The organism is Paenibacillus sp. FSL R5-192 (genome assembly GCF_000517845.1).
In the GTDB taxonomy this organism is placed as follows: Bacteria; Bacillota; Bacilli; order Paenibacillales; family Paenibacillaceae; genus Paenibacillus; species Paenibacillus amylolyticus.
Genome location: NZ_ASPR01000046.1, coordinates 175,785 through 193,199, shown reverse-complemented (window position 1 = coordinate 193,199; position 17,415 = coordinate 175,785). Strand labels below are relative to the sequence as shown.

At 45.4% G+C, this 17,415-nt stretch carries 20 protein-coding genes; 12 read left to right on the top strand and 8 right to left on the bottom strand.

Annotation, left to right across the window (positions count from 1 at the left end; all coding sequences use genetic code 11):
• Nucleotides 1-446: 446 nt before the first annotated feature.
• From C161_RS22590 to C161_RS22560, 7 genes are all read left to right on the top strand, one after another.
• A complete protein-coding gene (locus C161_RS22590; protein WP_036672907.1) occupies nucleotides 447-1,490 on the top strand; it encodes an SPFH domain-containing protein in 1,044 nt (347 codons plus the stop codon).
• Between the two features lie 62 nt (nucleotides 1,491-1,552).
• The gene (locus C161_RS22585) at nucleotides 1,553-2,527 is read left to right on the top strand and encodes a sugar kinase (RefSeq protein WP_036672973.1); all 975 of its coding nucleotides are present in this window, start codon (nucleotides 1,553-1,555) and stop codon (nucleotides 2,525-2,527) included.
• An 83-nt stretch (nucleotides 2,528-2,610) separates the two neighbouring features.
• Complete coding sequence (locus C161_RS22580) at nucleotides 2,611-3,324, top strand: response regulator transcription factor (RefSeq protein WP_036672906.1); 714 nt, start codon at nucleotides 2,611-2,613, stop codon at nucleotides 3,322-3,324.
• The gene (locus tag C161_RS22575; protein ID WP_036672904.1) at nucleotides 3,321-4,319 is read left to right on the top strand and encodes a sensor histidine kinase; all 999 of its coding nucleotides are present in this window, start codon (nucleotides 3,321-3,323) and stop codon (nucleotides 4,317-4,319) included. Before C161_RS22580 ends, C161_RS22575 begins: the two co-directional genes overlap by 4 nt.
• Before the next feature lie 189 nt (nucleotides 4,320-4,508).
• Nucleotides 4,509-5,279: an ABC transporter ATP-binding protein gene (locus C161_RS22570; protein WP_036613332.1), complete on the top strand. Its 771-nt coding sequence runs from the start codon at nucleotides 4,509-4,511 to the stop codon at nucleotides 5,277-5,279.
• On the top strand, nucleotides 5,254-7,212 hold the full coding sequence (locus C161_RS22565; protein ID WP_036672902.1) for an ABC transporter permease: 1,959 nt from the start codon (nucleotides 5,254-5,256) through the stop codon (nucleotides 7,210-7,212). The genes C161_RS22570 and C161_RS22565 overlap by 26 nt, the downstream gene beginning before the upstream one ends.
• Nucleotides 7,213-7,355: 143 nt before the next feature.
• Nucleotides 7,356-7,697, top strand: coding sequence for a cupin domain-containing protein (locus C161_RS22560; protein ID WP_036672900.1), 342 nt, complete (start codon nucleotides 7,356-7,358; stop codon nucleotides 7,695-7,697).
• A gap of 220 nt (nucleotides 7,698-7,917) precedes the next feature.
• On the opposite strand, the gene C161_RS22555 is transcribed toward C161_RS22560, so the two are convergent.
• The 6 genes from C161_RS22555 to C161_RS22530 all read right to left on the bottom strand — a co-directional run bounded on the left by C161_RS22555 (nucleotide 7,918) and on the right by C161_RS22530 (nucleotide 11,715).
• Nucleotides 7,918-8,217, bottom strand: coding sequence for a metal-sulfur cluster assembly factor (locus tag C161_RS22555; protein ID WP_036613395.1), 300 nt, complete (start codon nucleotides 8,215-8,217; stop codon nucleotides 7,918-7,920).
• Between the two features lie 31 nt (nucleotides 8,218-8,248).
• On the bottom strand, nucleotides 8,249-9,481 hold the full coding sequence (locus C161_RS22550) for a hypothetical protein (protein ID WP_036672899.1): 1,233 nt from the start codon (nucleotides 9,479-9,481) through the stop codon (nucleotides 8,249-8,251).
• A gap of 13 nt (nucleotides 9,482-9,494) precedes the next feature.
• Nucleotides 9,495-10,100 carry a DUF2249 domain-containing protein gene (locus tag C161_RS22545; RefSeq protein WP_036672898.1) on the bottom strand — a complete coding sequence of 202 codons (606 nt, stop codon included), beginning with the start codon at nucleotides 10,098-10,100 and terminating at the stop codon, nucleotides 9,495-9,497.
• A complete protein-coding gene (locus tag C161_RS22540) occupies nucleotides 10,087-10,461 on the bottom strand; it encodes a hypothetical protein (protein WP_051449889.1) in 375 nt (124 codons plus the stop codon). The genes C161_RS22545 and C161_RS22540 overlap by 14 nt, the downstream gene beginning before the upstream one ends.
• A gap of 17 nt (nucleotides 10,462-10,478) precedes the next feature.
• The gene (locus tag C161_RS22535) at nucleotides 10,479-10,712 is read right to left on the bottom strand and encodes a DUF2249 domain-containing protein (RefSeq protein WP_036613358.1); all 234 of its coding nucleotides are present in this window, start codon (nucleotides 10,710-10,712) and stop codon (nucleotides 10,479-10,481) included.
• A gap of 301 nt (nucleotides 10,713-11,013) precedes the next feature.
• Nucleotides 11,014-11,715 (bottom strand): Crp/Fnr family transcriptional regulator, encoded by a 702-nt coding sequence (locus tag C161_RS22530; protein WP_036613360.1) that lies wholly within the window; start codon nucleotides 11,713-11,715, stop codon nucleotides 11,014-11,016.
• Between the two features lie 177 nt (nucleotides 11,716-11,892).
• Here C161_RS22530 and C161_RS22525 point away from each other — a divergent pair, with 177 nt between their 5' ends.
• Nucleotides 11,893-12,615, top strand: a complete 723-nt coding sequence (locus C161_RS22525) for a ZIP family metal transporter (RefSeq protein ID WP_036672896.1) — start codon at nucleotides 11,893-11,895, stop codon at nucleotides 12,613-12,615.
• Between the two features lie 129 nt (nucleotides 12,616-12,744).
• Here C161_RS22525 and C161_RS22520 read toward each other — a convergent pair whose 3' ends face one another.
• Entirely contained in the window at nucleotides 12,745-13,446 is a 702-nt protein-coding gene (locus tag C161_RS22520) for a Crp/Fnr family transcriptional regulator (RefSeq protein WP_036672895.1), read from the bottom strand.
• A 56-nt stretch (nucleotides 13,447-13,502) separates the two neighbouring features.
• Entirely contained in the window at nucleotides 13,503-14,498 is a 996-nt protein-coding gene (locus C161_RS22515; RefSeq protein WP_036672893.1) for a multicopper oxidase domain-containing protein, read from the bottom strand.
• A 279-nt stretch (nucleotides 14,499-14,777) separates the two neighbouring features.
• Here C161_RS22515 and C161_RS22510 point away from each other — a divergent pair, with 279 nt between their 5' ends.
• Genes C161_RS22510 through C161_RS22495 form a run of 4 tightly spaced genes read left to right on the top strand, consistent with a single transcriptional unit; the run spans nucleotide 14,778 to nucleotide 17,413 of the window.
• The gene (locus C161_RS22510) at nucleotides 14,778-15,386 is read left to right on the top strand and encodes a hypothetical protein (RefSeq protein ID WP_036672892.1); all 609 of its coding nucleotides are present in this window, start codon (nucleotides 14,778-14,780) and stop codon (nucleotides 15,384-15,386) included.
• Between the two features lie 39 nt (nucleotides 15,387-15,425).
• Nucleotides 15,426-16,076, top strand: a complete 651-nt coding sequence (locus C161_RS22505) for a hypothetical protein (protein ID WP_036672890.1) — start codon at nucleotides 15,426-15,428, stop codon at nucleotides 16,074-16,076.
• Nucleotides 16,073-16,633 (top strand): hypothetical protein, encoded by a 561-nt coding sequence (locus tag C161_RS22500; RefSeq protein ID WP_036672889.1) that lies wholly within the window; start codon nucleotides 16,073-16,075, stop codon nucleotides 16,631-16,633. Before C161_RS22505 ends, C161_RS22500 begins: the two co-directional genes overlap by 4 nt.
• Nucleotides 16,634-16,678: 45 nt before the next feature.
• The gene (locus tag C161_RS22495) at nucleotides 16,679-17,413 is read left to right on the top strand and encodes an SMI1/KNR4 family protein (RefSeq protein ID WP_036672888.1); all 735 of its coding nucleotides are present in this window, start codon (nucleotides 16,679-16,681) and stop codon (nucleotides 17,411-17,413) included.
• Nucleotides 17,414-17,415 lie beyond the last annotated feature (2 nt).

Sequence of the window (17,415 nt, the reverse complement as noted above, 5' to 3'; positions counted from 1 at the left end):
AGAAAAGTCCGCTTTTGATTACGAAAGGTGCCTAATGGCATCATTAACACGCATGAATAGAAAATAACAAAGCAGGTAAAGAGATCGGATCATAGGATTCGGTCTCTTTATTTTTTGTGAAAAGAGATTATATAAGTTTAACTATTGATTTACACGATAACGGAGAGGACAGAAAAAACTGAAAAAGCGAAGCGTTCGCCTTTATCACCGGATTTTCCCTTTAGAAAAGGGAATCGAAAAAATCTGGGGATAACAGCGATTAGAAGGTTATTCTGTCATCGGAGTGTCAGTGTAAATAATCTTTAGTTCAACTTATATAGAACGGACCCGCTTTCTCTAAATAGGCATATAAACATTTTGTTAATGTCGTATTGACAATATTGAATCCATTTGTTATCATTTCGATAATATCAAAACGACAATATTAAAGAAATGGGGAATGAGCTATGTTTGGATTCCGATTTGCGAAATTTCAACCCAGTGAATATGTCATGAAAGTGAAAAATGGTGAGGTACAGCGTCAAGGTGTAGGATTGTCTTTCTATTATTATGAGCCGACCACATCGGTAGTGGTTCTACCCGTATCCTCGGTGGATGTACCGTTCATGTTCGAAGAGATTACAGCGGACTATCAGACGGTTACTGTGCAAGGGCAGCTAAGCTATCGAATTGTGGATTACCTGAAAATAACCCAGAGCCTGAATTACACGTACAATTTGCGCAAAAATCGGTATATCTCCGACGACCCCGGCAAGCTGGATCAACGGGTGATCACCACAGCGAAAGTACTAACCAAGAAACATCTGGAGCAAATGCCGCTGAAAGAAGCTATTCAATCCAGTGAACGGCTGGCAAGCAGCATGAAACGCGAGGTTGTGCAAAGTGAAGAGTTGGAGAAATTGGGCGTTGAGTTGATGAGTCTATCGATTCTGGCCATTCTGCCTAATAAAGAGACGATGCGTGCATTGGAAGCACAGGCGCGGGAAGAGATTTTGCGTCAGGCAGATGAAGCGCTCTATGTACGTCGGAATGCATCGATTGAACAGGAAAGACGAGTGAAAGAGAACGAACTGAACACCGAAATTGCCGTAGAGACGAAGAAACAGCAAATTCGTGAGACCCAATTGCAGACAGAACGCTCGGTGAAACAGAAACAAAACGAGATGGAGCAGGAGCAGCTTCAGTTTAATACAGCGATGGAGGAACGTAAGCAGCAACTGATTGAGTTAACTATTGCTAATCACAATGCCGAGGCAGATGCCAAAGCGTATGAGATTGCTGCCGTGATGAACTCATTGCAAAATGTACAGCCCAATGTACTGCAAGCAATGGCGAATATGGGCATGAATTCTGATAAGCTGATCGCACTCGCGTTCCAGGAACTGGCTGAAAATGCAGGCAAGATTGGGCAGCTTAATATCTCGCCGGATCTGTTGCAAGGATTAATGTCTCCTGTGCCGGGCAGAGATCAAGGAGGTAGAGCGAGATGAGGCTAGGAAGAAGAGAGCAAGCAGGGAAATCAGTACGTCAGCAGGCCACGGCGGATGATCGAATGAGCGAACATAAACTGATTCTGGTGAAACGCCGGACCCGACTGGAAGAGCTGGTGGTTCGATATAACACGGTGCAGCAAGCTCAGTTCTATATTGAACGTCTGGGCGCAGACTTCAGTGATTATATGGAGGAAGACCGTCGTTATCGGCTATCTGTGCAGCAGGCACAGCAGCAACTGGGTCAATTGGGACGGGTTCAGACGATTGATCGGGAACATGTGCCCAATTTTATCTTTGGAGAGCAGGATATCGTGGTCGTGGTTGGACAGGATGGGCTTGTAGCCAATACCCTCAAGTATGTGACCGAGCAACCGCTCATTGGTGTGAATCCGGATCCGATGCGGTGGGACGGGGTATTATTACCTTTTACTGTAGAGGATCTCAGCTTCATTGTCCCTGATGTCATTCGAAAGCAACGAACCTTGAAAGAAGTCACTCTCGCCAAAGTGGAACTCAATGATGGACAGTATCTATATGGTGTGAATGATCTGTTCATTGGTCGGAAGACACATGTATCGGCTCGTTATGAAGTGCGTTTGGGTACATCGACAGAACAACAATCCTCTAGTGGTATTATTGTATCCACAGGCATGGGATCGACAGGTTGGTTCAAAAGTGTGCTGGCCGGAGCCACCGGAATTGTTGGATCGGCGGCATGGCAGAACATGAATTCCGAAGCAGAGGTCGCTACAGCATCGGCATCCATTCATGGAAGCAGTCAAGATCTGAATCATTTTAACTGGGATGCGCCTTATTTATATTTTTCAGTACGTGAACCGTTCCCGAGCCGGACGACTGCGGCCAATCTCGTGTTTGGACAGATCCATTCAAAGCAACAACTGCACATTGTATCCCAGATGCCAGAGGATGGTGTTATTTTCAGCGATGGGGTCGAGCAGGACTTTCTTGAGTTTAATTCAGGAGTGGAAGCTATCATTGGTTTGGCAGAGAAGAGGGGGCGTCTCGTGGTCTAAACCTTTATTTTCAAGCCGTTTCCGACTAGAATGGGTAACTAGATGTGATACACTGACGTCAGGAAACGGAAAGAGGGTTAACGATGCAGTCGATATTGTTGGTTGAAGATGATGCCAAGTTAGCAGGATTACTGGCGGCTTATCTGACACGAAATGGATTCCAGGTACAGATCACAGATGATTTTCGTCATGTACTGGATGAATTTGTGGAAGTGAATCCGGACCTTGTGCTGATGGATGTGAATTTGCCTCAATATGATGGATACTACTGGTGCAGGCAGATACGCACACATTCCATATGTCCCATTTTATTCATATCGGCTCGTGATAGTGGTATGGATCAGATTATGGCGTTGGAACATGGAGCAGATGATTATATTACAAAACCTTTTCAATATGAAGTCGTTCTTGCCAAAGTCCGTAGTCAGCTGCGCAGAGCCTATGGTTCTTACGCTGCTGTTCAGCAGGAAGTAACAGTGAAGAATGGTCCCATGATCCTCTATCCTGAGCGATTCGTACTGGAGTATGAGGAACGTTTAACAGAGCTGACACAGAAGGAAGCGATACTGGTGGAAGCACTAATGGCGAAGGCAGGTCGGGTTGTCAGCCGAGAAAAATTGTTAGAACAGATGTGGGAAGATCAGCATTTTATTGATGATAATACGTTGAATGTCTATATTACACGTGTTCGCCGGAAGTTGAAGGAGCTGGGTGCAGAAGAGATTTTGGAGACGGTTCGCGGAGCGGGTTATCGTGTGTTGGATCTGGATTCGTCCTCACAGGGGAAAGGGAAATGAGACTGTTCCTGAAAGACCACCAGATGTTAGTTGGATTTTATGTGTTACAGATGCTGCTGGTTCCGTGTGTCTACTGGCTTTCTGGTGAGGGCCGTCCGATGAAGATTGTTCTCTATGGCATGCTGATCAGTACTGTTGTGCTGTTGGTCTATCTGATCATACGTTACTTCCAGCTGCGAGCGTATTATCGTCTGCTTGAACAACCACGAAAACTGGTAAACGAACCTTTCCAAACGCTTGGAAATTCGGTCGTGGCGGAAGCCATCCAGGAATTGTTACATGAACTGGAGCGTAATCGGCAGAACGAGATGGGGCAGTTACGTACTAGCAAGGAACAGCAGGTGGTATTCATGAATCGCTGGGTTCATCAGATGAAGACCCCGTTGTCCATTATCCAACTGACCTTGGAAGATGTGGACGATGAGACGGCTGGAAGTATTCAGGATGAGCTGGATAAAATGCGCAAAGGACTTGAAATGGTCTTGCATTCATCAAGGCTTGAACAGTTCGAAGGGGATTTTCGTGTGGAGCTGTTGTCTCTGCATGAGGTGCTTCGGAGTAGCATTGCAGAGAACCGACGTTTGTTTATTCGCAGAGGCATTACGCCGGATATCCGTATGGAGGGCGACCTTCAGATATACAGTGATTCCAAGTGGCTACGGTTCATGTTCACCCAGATTTTGACCAATGCCGTGAACTATTCCGATAGCAAATCAGGCAAAAAAGTGATCATTACAGGCTATAAGCAGGAAGAGCGTACAATCCTGGACATTCAGGATGAGGGAATCGGCATCTCGTCCGAGGATATTCATCGCGTATTCAATCCCTATTTTACAGGTGAACGGGGCAGACAATATCACGAATCTACTGGAATGGGATTATATCTGGTTCGTGAGATCAGTGCCCGCCTGGATAACCGTGTGGAGTTGTTTTCGGAGCCAAATGAGGGAACGTTGGTCAGATTCAGCTGGATTCATTCGAAATATCCGAAGTAAAGAGCGCTTTGCCCATGGGCGAGGTGCTTTTTTTAATGCACAGAAGTGTGATAGAGAAGGCAGGGGAACAGAACCTTAAACGCGTTGTAAGGGAAGTTTAAGGTAATTCGATAGCACCGTTACGGGAGGTCAGTTAGGATAAGAATAGAATTAACGTATAAAGAATGACGGATTAGGAGGGAATTACGCATGGAAATGTTACAGGTATCAGGACTGAACAAAGTATATCAGGGCAAAGTGCAGACTCAAGCCCTTAGTGATATTCATCTGACAATCAAACAAGGTGAATTTGTGGGTATTATGGGCCCGTCGGGCAGTGGCAAAACCACATTGTTAAACATGGTCTCCACCATTGATGAACCCAGCTCGGGCAAGGTGCTGATTAATGGAATGAACCCGTTTGATATGAAAAAGAAAGAACTTGCCATGTTCCGACGTCGGGAACTCGGATTTGTCTTTCAGGATTTCAATCTGTTGGACACGCTGACGGTTGCTGAGAATATTGTACTTCCATTGACACTGGACAAGGTCAAACTAAAGGAGATGGAGAGCAGACTACATCGCATTACAGCGAAGCTCGGGATTGATCATATTCTGGATAAACGAGTCTACGAAATTTCGGGTGGACAGCGGCAACGAACAGCCATTGCGAGATCCATGATCAATATGCCTTCGATTGTTTTGGCGGATGAACCCACCGGTGCCCTGGATTCTACGTCATCCCAAGCGGTCATGGAGTCACTTGAACAGATGAACCAGCAGGAGAAAACAACTATTATGTTGGTCACACATGACCCGCTTGCGGCAAGTTATTGCAACCGCATCGTGTTCATTAAGGACGGAAAACTGGCAGCCGAGGTGCACCGCGGAGATAATCGACAGACGTTTTTCCAACGGATCATTGATACTTTATCCTTCTGGGGAGGGAATTCACATGAGCTTTCCTCAGTTCGCGTTTAACAATATTCGCCGGAATGGGCGAGCGTATATTGCTTTTTTTCTAAGTAGTGTGTTTATGGTCATGATATTCTTCGCTTATGCGGTATTTATCTATCATCCATATGTGACAGAGTTGCCAATGGGTGACACAACCGCTACGGGGATGCAGATCGCTTCGATTATCGTGTATGTGTTTGCATTTTTCTTTGTTATGTACTCCATCAGTGCTTTTCTCAAATCACGGAATAAAGAGTTTGGCATTCTGACCATACTTGGTGCAGAACCCGCACAGATTCGGAGATTGGTCATTCTGGAGAACATGTTGATCGGATGCCTGTCCATTATTGCCGGTATCGGCGGAGGTATGTTGTTGTCCAAGCTGTTCCTGATGTTAACCACTCGTTTTATCGGGATGGATGATCTGCCCTTTTATTTTCCCGTGAAAGCGATTCTGATTACGATCGGGGCCTTTCTGTTATTATTTTTCTGCATTTCACTTTTCACATTGGTTTTTATCGGAAACAAACGGACGTTAGAACTTTTGACGGGAACCAACAAACCTAAAAAAGAGCCCAAAGCTTCATGGTTCTTCTCACTTCTGGGTTTTGCATTACTTACAGTAGGTTTTGTGGTACTCCGCAACGGGTTAAATGGCGGAACAATCATGCTTGCAGCAGTAACAGGGATAGCCGGGACGTATTTCTTCTATTCACAACTTTCCGTGCTTATCATCCGTTTATTGAAGCGTAATCGTAAAACCGTATGGCATGGTACACGTCTGTTGTGGATCTCAGAGATGAGCTATAAAATGAAGGATAATGCCCGCATGCTCTTTATGGTGACCGTGGTGATTGCGATTGCTTCAATGAGTGCGGTTGTAATTTTGTCACTGGATCAAGAGAACCGGGAGCAGTTTACAAACAACGATTTTGCAATTCAATACAACGTATTCAGACCAACAGAGCAATTGGATATGAGCGCTATTGATTCGAAACTTGAAGCCGCAGGCTTGGATTATCAGCAAGTCTATATTGAATATTTCTGGTCTGATGCAGATCAGAGTGCTGTCTCGGTTATGCCGCTTAGTCAATACAACCAATACAATCTGACACAAGGGAGAAAGATGTTCCAATTGGATACCGGGTCCGCTGTATTTGTGGATACCCGCAATGAGAAGGGTCAGGATCAGATAAAGCGCAACAGATTTCGTAATTATGCGAAGGGAGACAAGTTGACGTTGACTCTGAATGCTAGTCCGCTGGAAGTTAGGGTTACGGATACAGATATCGATCCACAGTTTGGAACCCTACTCTATGCTACAGGTGTAGTTGTCCTCCCGGATGAGAAGTATGAAGAGATTGCCCAACAGATCAAAGATAATATGATATCTGGTAAATATCTGTATCAGATCCCTGCATGGGGTCATGCTGTACCTGATCGCCACTCTTCGGAAGCCATGGTTAGCGATCAGCTTCTATCCTCCGCGGATTCCATCCGAAGCAGCAACGCTTCAACGGATAACCAGTCTGGATATCTGAGTACGCGGTACGATAATTTTGAAAGATTCAGACAGGGTACAGCACTCTTTACCTTTCTGGGCGTATTTATCGGATTGATTTTCTCGATCTCTTCTGCAAGCTTTCTGTATTTCAGACTGCATACCGATCTTGAAGCGGATGGAAAGATGGTGCATTCTCTTTCGAAAATGGGTCTCAGTTTCCAGGAGATGAAACGATCATCCACCGTTCAGATTGCTATTCTGTTCTTTTTACCGATCGGGGTAGCCATCATTGAAACTTTGGTCGTAGTTAAGCCATTCCTGACTGAATTCGGTATTACCAATTATACGATGCCGGTATTGACTGTATTTGGTGCCTTTGTACTTGCACAGACGTTTTATTTCATCATTATACGTTCGAGATATATCGCTTCTCTGCGCAAAATGATGGTGTAACCATCTTAGAAACAAACGGTCATGAGGACCGACCCATGATTTGTTCATTGCCCGCATTTCTTGATTCAGATCAAGGAAACGCGGGCTTTTTTGCGATAAGATGAATGTATTCACAGATTATATTATCGAGGAGGACGATTATCATGAGTATCACGTCATTGCAAGAAGTCAAAACATTCAGTGAGGACCGTTTCACGAAACGAGTTTTATTCCAACAGGGTGGTGGAGTGACCTTTGTACTTCATTTTCTGCCAGGTCAGCAGCTTCCCGTTCATAAACATCCGGGCACAGACGTTATTTTGCTGGTAGTCGAAGGCACAGGCACACTTATTCTGGATGGAAAAGAACAAGAGGTGAAACAAGAGGATGTAATTCATTGCGGCGGTGAAGTGGAGTTTGCATTCCATAATACAGGAGATCAGGAGGTCCGTTTGTTCGTGGTGTTAAACAAAGTGCCAGCAGCATCCTATGCAAAGGACATCTAACATCAAGGAATCGTTAGAATGATTCACTGATCGGTACCAATATAAGGGGAACTCTATTCTGGAGTTTCCTTATTTATTTTTTATTCAAGAATGCCTTGACCAAGTGTGGTTCCCATCGCAAAACAAAAAGCATACCTGGGTCTGAGAACATCAGATTTAAGTACGCTTCTTTGTATTCCGCCAGCAACTTGTTCATTCATCCGGTCTATCGTCATTCTGCCTAGAAGTATCCCAGCATTTCCTTGGCTTCATTCGACATCAGCTGTGGAGACCATTGTGGCTCCCACACGACTTGAACATCAATATCGGTCTTATTTGTATTTTCCTGCAAAACCCATTTCACCGCACCGACAATTGTATCGTGCAGCGGGCAACCTGGTGTAGTCAGCGTCATCCGTACATGTACCCGTTCAGGCTCTTCCCTTACTTCATACACCAGACCCAGGTCAACGATATTGACACCTAATTCAGGGTCATACACTTCCTTGAGACATTCCAGCAAATGCGTGGTTTGTTCCATCATGTTCACTCTCCAGTCCACCTTATTAATGTTAACGTCTGAATACCAAAGCAATATTTGTTATATAAATGATGGAGACAAGAGACAGTATCGTCCCTCCAACCATCATGACCTCAGCCAGATTAATCAGAATTCCACTGATAAGCAAAAGGCTTCCAACGACCATGGCGAGCATACCCCAATTGACATACCGTTCACTCAGCATACCTGCCATCAGCGGTGTTCCGGGTCTGCCTGCCTGCTTGCCATATTTGTGGGTCCACCATAGAAAAGGCACGATTTTGGAGGCATAACCAAGTATGGTGAGAGACACCCAGCCCCCGAGATATACCCATCCAGACAGCAGAACAACACGTGGATGGAGCAGCAACTCAGTCCCTTGCGAGGAATAGATCAGTAGTGCAACAGCATATACAGCAAACGCACGGCTTACATACACAGACCAGCGAATGCCCGGACCTGGGTTACTTTTGTGCCGTTTCTCCTGAATTTGCTCCAAGTGATACACATAGAAGAGAAGGGTGGCGGTTAGAAGTAAGAGCGCAAGCCAGAGCAATCCTCCCTTGATACCTGTCAGAAATGCGATAACACCTGTAACTACAGCTGCATTCCACAGAACCAGGACCACTTTTTGCAGTCGAATGGAATAATCGTGGGACAGGTAGAACATCGGAAGCATTTTGTAACTGAAGCCGGTAATTAACATGCCAAACCAGCCTAGTGTTCCCATCCAGATATGTGCACCGAATAATCGTTCATGCAGACCATTCCAATCACCAAAGGCAAAATTCAGACCCATCAGCATACCGGACAGCCCGGTAAGAACCAGATAAAGACAGGAACAAGCTGCGCTGACCGTTACCGGATTCCACTGTGAGGCACGGAAGAGGGTAACGCCCATATTCCACCCGAATAACAGAATGCCCGAGAGCGCGAGTGTAGCAGAACCGGCAATCCAGATGACATCTGCACGAATGAAGCCGTATAACATGCCCACGATTCCGATACTGAACAAGAAATAATGACAATAACCAAGAAACAGACTGTAGATATTGGATTGCAAAATAACATGTATCAACTGATAAACGGCGCCCATAGCCAACATGGTTGCCCAACCGAGTACAAACAGATGGGCATGAAACCAGCCTTCAGGTCCTCTGAGTTCATCACCAAGCCAGCCTGTCAGCGAGAGCAGGGAGAATGCGTGATACATTACAAATCCAAAGATGCCCGTGATGATAAAAAGAAACGGCAACCTGGACATGGCCTTTGCCTCCTTACCCTTTTTCAATTCTCACTTTGGCAGTACCATCGGCTTGATCCTCAACCGTGAAGGGGCAACCGAGATTGTTTAACTCTTCAATCAAGAAGACTGGCACACGGTCATTATGAATCAGTACGACTTCCCCAGGTTTGCAACGTTCCAGTGCGGCAAGTGTTCGCATCATGGGTTGTGGCGGTTCCAATCCGCGATTGTCCAGTATAACGTTGGGCGCCTGTAGAGATTCAAAGTTTTCAATCGCAACAGCTTGCTCCTCCGGATGGCCTTTGCACGAAGCTGATTCTTCGTCTGAACCGGGCTCAGAATCGACTTCCGAACCAGATAAAACTATTGCAGATAATGCTTTGGCATCGGTTTTATTTTTTTTGTGCACAAAGGTGGTAACCCAGTGATCTGAACCTTTTCGTTCCGATGTGCTGGAGTATCCTTTCATCTTGAGAATACCGAGCAGGGGCGTTGGTTTGAATGGAGCATGGAGTACAAAGACGTCTTCATGCTGAAGGCCTTTGACCGTGTCCATGATCAGCTGAAACGGCTCTAACTTTTTACTCAGATGAGGACGCACATCCAATTCAACAATATGGACATCAGATGGAGACATGTGCGTTCACATCCGATCCTGCACTAGCTGCATCCGCCTGCTGTACCAACTGTAGCGCTGATTCATACAGGGCGGCCATTCCACCGTACAGCGCATAGAAGAATGACTCCGGCGCATCGAGGGAGAAGGACAGGTAGGCTTTGGGGTCGATGCCGAGCACACGCTCAAAAAGTCTTGCACTGTCATAGGCGTAAAAACAGAAATGAGTATATTCGAACACAGGCATTATTTCGTAAATGGTGATAATCTCTTGCGCATATTCCGCTTGCTCACGCTGTGCCATTTGAACCATGGTTGTAGCGTCTTCCAGCCGCAGCGTGATGCGGAGTGTAGTATCGTCAATGATTTCAACGTGCGCCATAGCGGTTCAGCTCCAATCTATAATTTGCTGATTTTGACCTGGAAGGTTGTAGGACCCTGCTCAATATACTCCCAGTTGAAGCCATCGGGATGTGTGGACTGGAACTGGAATCGTAGGGGCTTAGGATCGTGATCGTTAATGAGCAACATGGATTCCTGTGGTTGCAACTGATCAAACGTTTCGAAAATAACTTTATGTTTCAAATGCGGTGGATACTCCGTGGCATTAATGGTTGCTGCGTATGTGTTCATGTGTCATTCCTCCAAATGGGATAGTGTGGCGTTGCAATTTGATTATAGAAAACGTGAGGAGGGGGCTGTGTGAGCCTGCTCACACATTTTTTAATGTCATAGTCTCGCCTTATTTGAGTCAGAATCCTGTATGGAAAAAGTGCCATGGGCAAGCCAAAAATAACAATATCCTGATACGTATATTGCTAATTGCGCATGCGAAAGAGACCTTAACATCGATTAAGGTCGTTAAGGTCTCTTTGTGCACACACAGTGTAATGTAATAGCGTGGGAGAAAACAGTGTAGCTGGGTGCAGGGTGGTCACGTATCCCTTTGTTCCTTCAAAGCTTGCAAATCATGAATGATGATCCGGCTGCGATCCACTTCGAGCAAATTCTCTTTTGTAAGCTGGTTTAAAAGCCGATTCGCTGTTTCCCTTGTAGTTCCAATGGAGTTGGCAAACTCCTGATGTGTCATGGGCAGGTTGATGATAATCTGGTCTCCATGCATTTGTCCATGCTGATCTGCGAGCATAAGAAGGAAGGAAAGTACACGATTGCGTACATCCTGACCAGAGAGCACCTGCAATTTATCCTGTAATTCTCTTATTTTATCACCGAGCACACGCATAATTTTGATCGCAATTGAAGGTGTGCTCAGCATTAATCGTTCGAAAAGTCGGACAGGTATGGCTAGTAGTTCGGTAGGGGTAATGGCTTCTGCGGTGGCCGGGTAAGGGTGCGCATTAAAAAAGCCGGTGTGTGGGAACATATCTCCTGTTTTGAGGAAAGAGACAATCTGTTCATGCCCGTTCTCATCGGTTTTATAAGCCTTTACAATGCCGGTACGGATAAAAAAGACAGCTTCTTTTTCGCTTCCTTCGCTGAAAATAACCGATTTCTTCTGAATACTTCTGGAAATGGCGATATCTTCGACTTGCTTTAATTCCTCGGGGCTAAGGTCCTGGAAGATGGGGAACTGTTGTAGAAACTCCGTTGTTGTATCTTTGTTTACCCTACTCATGAGAATCTCTCCTCTCTGTGTTCATAGTTCTGAACGACGACATCATTTCATCATAACGTGATTTTTGAACACATCAGGTGATATAGATCACCGTAAAGCCACATCACTGTTTTTGATTACTCAACCTGGGTTAATGGAATGATAGAATATGATTGAACAAGAGAGGGGTCGGCCCGGATGTGGACTGCATTCATGTGGGGCGGCATCTCTGCCTCAGCGGTTGTCATTGGCGCACTCGCAGCCTTGTTTCTAAAGATTCCCAAACGAGTTATTGGCTGGATCATGGCTTTTGGGACAGGAACATTAATTGGTGCAGCGACCTTTGAACTTCTCGGAGATGCGCTGAATGATGGAGGAATAATACCTACAGCCATTGGATTTACGGCGGGTGCCGTCGTGTATACCTTGTTTGACCTGCTCGTTTCTGCAAAGGGAGGGGCAGGGCGTAAACGTTCGGCAAATTCGGGAGACTCGAACCAAAGCGGGCTTGGGATCTTTGCAGGAACAGTAATGGATGCTATCCCGGAATCCATCATGCTTGGTGCCAGCTTACTGGCCGGTAACGGTGTCAGTGTGGTCCTGGTAGTATCGATCTTTGTCAGCAACATTCCTGAAGGTCTGTCCAGTACGGTTGGACTACAGGGCAAATACAGTCGTGGCAAAATCATATTAATGTGGCTTAGTGTACTATTGATCTCCGCGATTGCAGCACTGGGTGGATATCTGTTTCTGGAGCAGCTTCCAGAGGAGATGGGTGCAGCGATTGGTGCATTTGCAGGTGGCGGAATCATTGCCATGATCTGCTCGACGATGATGCCGGAAGCCTTTGAAGAGGGTGGGCCAATTGTGGGTTTGATTGCATCTATGGGATTGCTTGTGTCGCTGTTGCTGGATCTGTAGATGACAGAACAAGCTTCCGATCTATTGGTTGAATTTATATAAAAAGAGTATCCGAACAGAGTGGTTTCTGATCGGATACTCTTTTTTGCCAAAACAGCTTCCTCGCATCCACAAGCTTTCTTACCCAGTTCATTGGCTTCGGGCAGGCGATTCAATTTTTTCCCTAAGCTGCTCCAATTGCAGAATAAGGATGCAGTTTCCTGTAACCTGAAGCAGTCCCTGAGTTTGCATCATGGCAAGTTTACGACTAAGTGTTTCGGGTGTGATCCCGAGTAACAGAGCCATATCTTTTTTGAATACAGGCAAGCGGATCTCATGTTTTGCATGATTTCGGGTATGGAAATACAAAAGCAACTTGGCAATCTTCTGTTCCGTTGTCATCGCACTTAGCGAGCTGTTCCATTCATCTGTTTCACGGAGCAGCTTGGTAATGGCAAGCAGGAAATGATAAGCAAGCTTCGGATCGTGTTCAAGTAATTGGTCAAAGTCATGCTTGCTGATAGAGCAGATGGCCGAAGGCTCCAGAACTTCGGCGTTTGCGACATGTGGTTTTTGGTGTAACAGGGAATCTTGTCCGAAGAAATCACCGGGAAACAGAAACCGAATAATATGTTCCTTGCCATTTTCATTGTATTTGGATAACTTCACACCTCCCTGATGAACCACATAAAGCGTATCTGAGCGTTCTCCCTCCTGGACGACAACTTCGCCTTTGTTATATTTGCGGGTATGCAGAAGGGAGATCAACAAGACAGCTTCGGATGGATCAAGATGCTGGAACAGAGATACTTTGGAGAAACAGGCATCCTTCGCTTCGTGTGTACAGATCATCGTTTAATCACCTCGAATGGTTCAGGATAGGTATAGCCATTATCTATTGTCATGTCTCAGTGAGACATCGCGGGTCCACCATGATCAGTTCCATCCTTGGTCACACGCAGAACAGCGGCAGCTCCTTTGGCTACATGGTTGAACTGATGGGTTACAATCGCATAATCACCTTCTTCGGTCACGGTGAACTCTACGACAGCTCCACCACTTGCGGGAAGCATAACCGTCTGTATTCCATACTGGATGTTGCGTGGATTCCCATCGGTATACACACGGTCCATAATGGTACCCACAACGTGGAAGGATGAGACTTCATTGGGTCCTGCATTACTGACATAGATTCGCACCGTATCTCCTACTTTGGCTAACAGGGGATGTTTTATTAATCCATAATCATTGCCGTTAAATACGACATAATCCGGTTCCCCGTTCAAAAAAGCTTCATAATCATGCTCTTTATACCATTCACTCTGAACAAGAGTATACTCACGGTCTACCAAGTGATCGGAAGGGTATCCTGCTTTGGGATCAACAATAATCATGCCGTACATCCCGTTTGCGATATGGGCAAGAACCGGTTTAGTTCCACAGTGATACATGAATACACCGGGTGAGGAGGTTGGATAGGTGAACGTACCTTCCTTGCCTGGCATAACATCAATAAATTTGCTGCTGGGAGCAGCATGTACAGCGTGAAAATCCATGGAGTGAGGCAGGCTGGAATCTTTATTTTTCAACGTGAACACCATGGTATCTCCCTCGGTCACTCGTAGGACGGGTCCGGGGACGGTACCATTAAATGTCCAAGCGTTGTATATCACTCCTTTGGAGATTTCGACATCTGTAACCTGGGCCGTCATTTCAATATATACCGTAGTACCTTCTCTGCGAATGATCGGGTCCACCGGGGGTTGACTGATCGCAGAGGAGGAGGAGGAGACTTCATCGTGGTGAACAGGTTTAACCGTGTCGGTTGAACTACAGTGAGAGAGAGTTGCTGTGAATATAGCAAATACGAGTGACCATTTGTATACATTCAGTAAGGAGAACATAGTTGCACAACCTTTACTCAAGTGATGTTTTTCACAATCTAAAAAGCAGGTTTTCTTTCATTTCAGTAGTTATTTAGTTATAGATTACGTTATCGAGGTGGAGACGGGTGTGATGAGGCACACACTTGGGTATGTCGTATTAGAGGCATTTCCAACAATCTGTCTTCAATTGTTGTGCTGAGCAACGGAGTTTCATATAATTTTAGAGAGATGGATTGGTAAATGTTGAGTATTTTGACGCTGTGTATGTCGTAGTTTTAGAAGAAAGGTGGATACAGGATGAAACGTTTCGAAGATGAAGGTGCGTATAAGTATAGTTTCTATTCGGTCCTTCGACGGGGAGAGCGGATTGATGTGAAATGTCCCAAATGCGGTGGGCACGCTTCGATTGATCAACGGAATGGTCAACTGGGATGGAAGTGTTACGAATGTTACGCTCAAGCTTTTGAAGAACCAGTATATCAATATAAAGCCAAGGGGAATTGTGCTGTATGTGAACGTTGGTTTAACGTGGAAGTCACAGACGAGAAGAAGACGTCTCACCGATCGACGCATGTGGAATGTCCGCATTGTAGTTCTGTGAATCAGGTTGAATTACACGCCAAGCCGACATACCAAAGGTGTTTTTCCGAGATTTGTGCAGGGAAAGATCCTGTGTTCGGGCTGGAATTATACTTCCTGGATAATTTCAGAGGAAAAATAATATGGGCTGTGAATCGGGAGCATCTGAATTATCTCATCGCTTATGTCTCCGCAGACCTGCGTGTAAAATACGGAAATATGCCTATACGAACGGCTTCACATAGTATTCCTTCTTATATCAAGGATGCGAAGAACAGGGATGTAGTTGTGCGTACACTGTCGAAGCTTCAGCACAAGACTGGATGAGACTGAAATTGAAGAGTTAAAGCCGCAAGGAGAGAAGAAATGAAACTACGAGTTAAACTTACTATTTTTGCAGTCATTCTGGGTATGTTGATGATTCCGGCTTATTTTATTTTACAGACATTTGGTGTATTTCAAAAAGAGACAGTATTATCTGACTATGCTCTGGCCGTTGATGTTAATGGGAAGTCCTATGGGGCCTGGCCGCTGATTAACAGTTTTGCAGCGATGGACAAAGAGGAAGATAACCGTCAGTTTTATTACCGAATTGATATGAATCATATCCAATACCTGTTTAATCTGGCCTATAAGGAGTATGATGTGAAGCCAGGCGGGGACAATCCGTATCTGGCTGGTACTGTAAACTATCAACGTACAGATCACAACTATGTACAGACCGAGAGACAGTATGAGAACGCCAATGATTTCACAACGGTTTTGAATCTGTATGATCAGGATGGGCAGGTGATCTACACCTACAATAACACCGGCAAGGGAGATAAACAGCTGGTAGAATCCATCATTCATCAGGGAATGAGCCGTAATAGTGGCGGTAGTAGCGAAGCTGCCCGCGATCCGTATATCAATATTACGGCGTTATTCCGTGACAAGCTGAACATCGATGTGAAACTGACGGTGGATGAGGAACACAAAGTGGTTACCATTCGAATGAACAAATCGGAGGCGAGATGATGAATGAGTATGGTGTACAACACGGACCTGCTTATCTGGAAGGATTAATTAGGAAGGAAGAGAACATAAAGTCCGATGAAGTGGAGTGGAAAGGCAAACTTCAAATGAGTGATGGTCATGATAAATTCCATATTTTTTATTATGGTGACTTGACTGAAGATGATCTGATTACCTGGCATGATTCGACACCTCTTCTTGTATATGCGGAGCATACGGTCACGGGTGAGCGCTATCTGCTCATTGATACCGCCAAGCACGGCTATGATGCTATGTTATGTGAGACCTATTCGGAAGACGCACTACATGACAGACCCCTTCGTCCTTACCTGGATGTTGAAGGTGAGGACATATTTGAAGTAGAGTTGACGGCTTACTACAATGTGCCTTGGGATGAAGAGTTTGGCGAAGATGTAGATGAAAATGGGGCATATGAACTGATTACGGGAGAGCGCATGCATTTTGATCAGGTCAAGCGTGATGGATATGATGCCTTTGCCGTTCGCATTCTGAATCGTAAAGGAGTATGGACTGAAATTGTACAGGAAGAACTGGCTTAGATCCTGAAAACGAATGAACCAAACTGAGATGGGAGATGTCGACAAATGTATATTGTATCCCGTGTACTTAAGCCGGTTCCAACAGAGGAACTGGATCACTTTGAACAACAGCACGGCATCTCGCTACCTTTATCATACCGCACCTGGATTGAGCACTACGGGGAAGGTACATATACGGGGTGGATGAATGTGCAGAGACCGGACCCAGAAGTGTTGAAGCCTTTTGTTGAATATGATTTTTGGATACATACGGATGATTCGCCTATAAGTCAGCATCAACTTGAGCAGTGCATCTCCATCGGCAGTTCTGTAGATGGAGATTTCCTTGCTGTTCATCCGGAAGTTGAGGGGCTGTTGTGGCTACCGCGTCATGATGAAAATATCACCTTATGGACATGCTCGGAGACTGAATTTGGCGAAACGCTGGACCGGATCTATTGTGGGTATTACCATCAGGATAAACCAATAACGCCACTTTACTTTGAGCCGTGGAATGAGCTGCGGAAACATACGTTTTACCATTTTTCAGGGACGGAACAGGGAAGCTCCATGAAGGAACTCGCCGATACATGCAAAACAGAATTTAAGTGGGATGCTGTGTTGGAGAATGAGTACATGTGCAAGATGTTCATGGTGTCGATGGGAGGATATTTACGATTTAACTATGCAGCTGGGAGAGAAGTTGCCCTGTTCTATGAAGAAAAGAATGGTGCGGAGGAGGCGACGGATAACGAAATCAGTATGTTCTTGCAGGCACATCATTGTACGGCATATGAATAGGG

Excerpts from the sequence above, each read along its gene's own strand:
- C161_RS22535 (WP_036613358.1), bottom strand. The coding sequence starts at position 10,712 with ATGAACACATACGCAGCAACCATTAATGCCACGGAGTATCCACCGCAT.
- C161_RS22590 (WP_036672907.1), top strand. The coding sequence starts at position 447 with ATGTTTGGATTCCGATTTGCGAAATTTCAACCCAGTGAATATGTCATG.
- C161_RS22510 (WP_036672892.1), top strand. The coding sequence starts at position 14,778 with ATGAAACGTTTCGAAGATGAAGGTGCGTATAAGTATAGTTTCTATTCG.
- C161_RS22550 (WP_036672899.1), bottom strand. The coding sequence starts at position 9,481 with ATGTCCAGGTTGCCGTTTCTTTTTATCATCACGGGCATCTTTGGATTT.
- C161_RS22525 (WP_036672896.1), top strand. The coding sequence starts at position 11,893 with ATGTGGACTGCATTCATGTGGGGCGGCATCTCTGCCTCAGCGGTTGTC.
- C161_RS22495 (WP_036672888.1), top strand. The coding sequence starts at position 16,679 with ATGTATATTGTATCCCGTGTACTTAAGCCGGTTCCAACAGAGGAACTG.
- C161_RS22555 (WP_036613395.1), bottom strand. The coding sequence starts at position 8,217 with ATGGAACAAACCACGCATTTGCTGGAATGTCTCAAGGAAGTGTATGAC.
- C161_RS22520 (WP_036672895.1), bottom strand. The coding sequence starts at position 13,446 with ATGATCTGTACACACGAAGCGAAGGATGCCTGTTTCTCCAAAGTATCT.
- C161_RS22560 (WP_036672900.1), top strand. The coding sequence starts at position 7,356 with ATGAGTATCACGTCATTGCAAGAAGTCAAAACATTCAGTGAGGACCGT.
- C161_RS22585 (WP_036672973.1), top strand. The coding sequence starts at position 1,553 with ATGAGCGAACATAAACTGATTCTGGTGAAACGCCGGACCCGACTGGAA.
- C161_RS22530 (WP_036613360.1), bottom strand. The coding sequence starts at position 11,715 with ATGAGTAGGGTAAACAAAGATACAACAACGGAGTTTCTACAACAGTTC.
- C161_RS22500 (WP_036672889.1), top strand. The coding sequence starts at position 16,073 with ATGATGAATGAGTATGGTGTACAACACGGACCTGCTTATCTGGAAGGA.
- C161_RS22570 (WP_036613332.1), top strand. The coding sequence starts at position 4,509 with ATGGAAATGTTACAGGTATCAGGACTGAACAAAGTATATCAGGGCAAA.
- C161_RS22545 (WP_036672898.1), bottom strand. The coding sequence starts at position 10,100 with ATGTCTCCATCTGATGTCCATATTGTTGAATTGGATGTGCGTCCTCAT.
- C161_RS22565 (WP_036672902.1), top strand. The coding sequence starts at position 5,254 with ATGAGCTTTCCTCAGTTCGCGTTTAACAATATTCGCCGGAATGGGCGA.
- C161_RS22540 (WP_051449889.1), bottom strand. The coding sequence starts at position 10,461 with ATGGCGCACGTTGAAATCATTGACGATACTACACTCCGCATCACGCTG.
- C161_RS22505 (WP_036672890.1), top strand. The coding sequence starts at position 15,426 with ATGAAACTACGAGTTAAACTTACTATTTTTGCAGTCATTCTGGGTATG.
- C161_RS22580 (WP_036672906.1), top strand. The coding sequence starts at position 2,611 with ATGCAGTCGATATTGTTGGTTGAAGATGATGCCAAGTTAGCAGGATTA.
- C161_RS22575 (WP_036672904.1), top strand. The coding sequence starts at position 3,321 with ATGAGACTGTTCCTGAAAGACCACCAGATGTTAGTTGGATTTTATGTG.
- C161_RS22515 (WP_036672893.1), bottom strand. The coding sequence starts at position 14,498 with ATGTTCTCCTTACTGAATGTATACAAATGGTCACTCGTATTTGCTATA.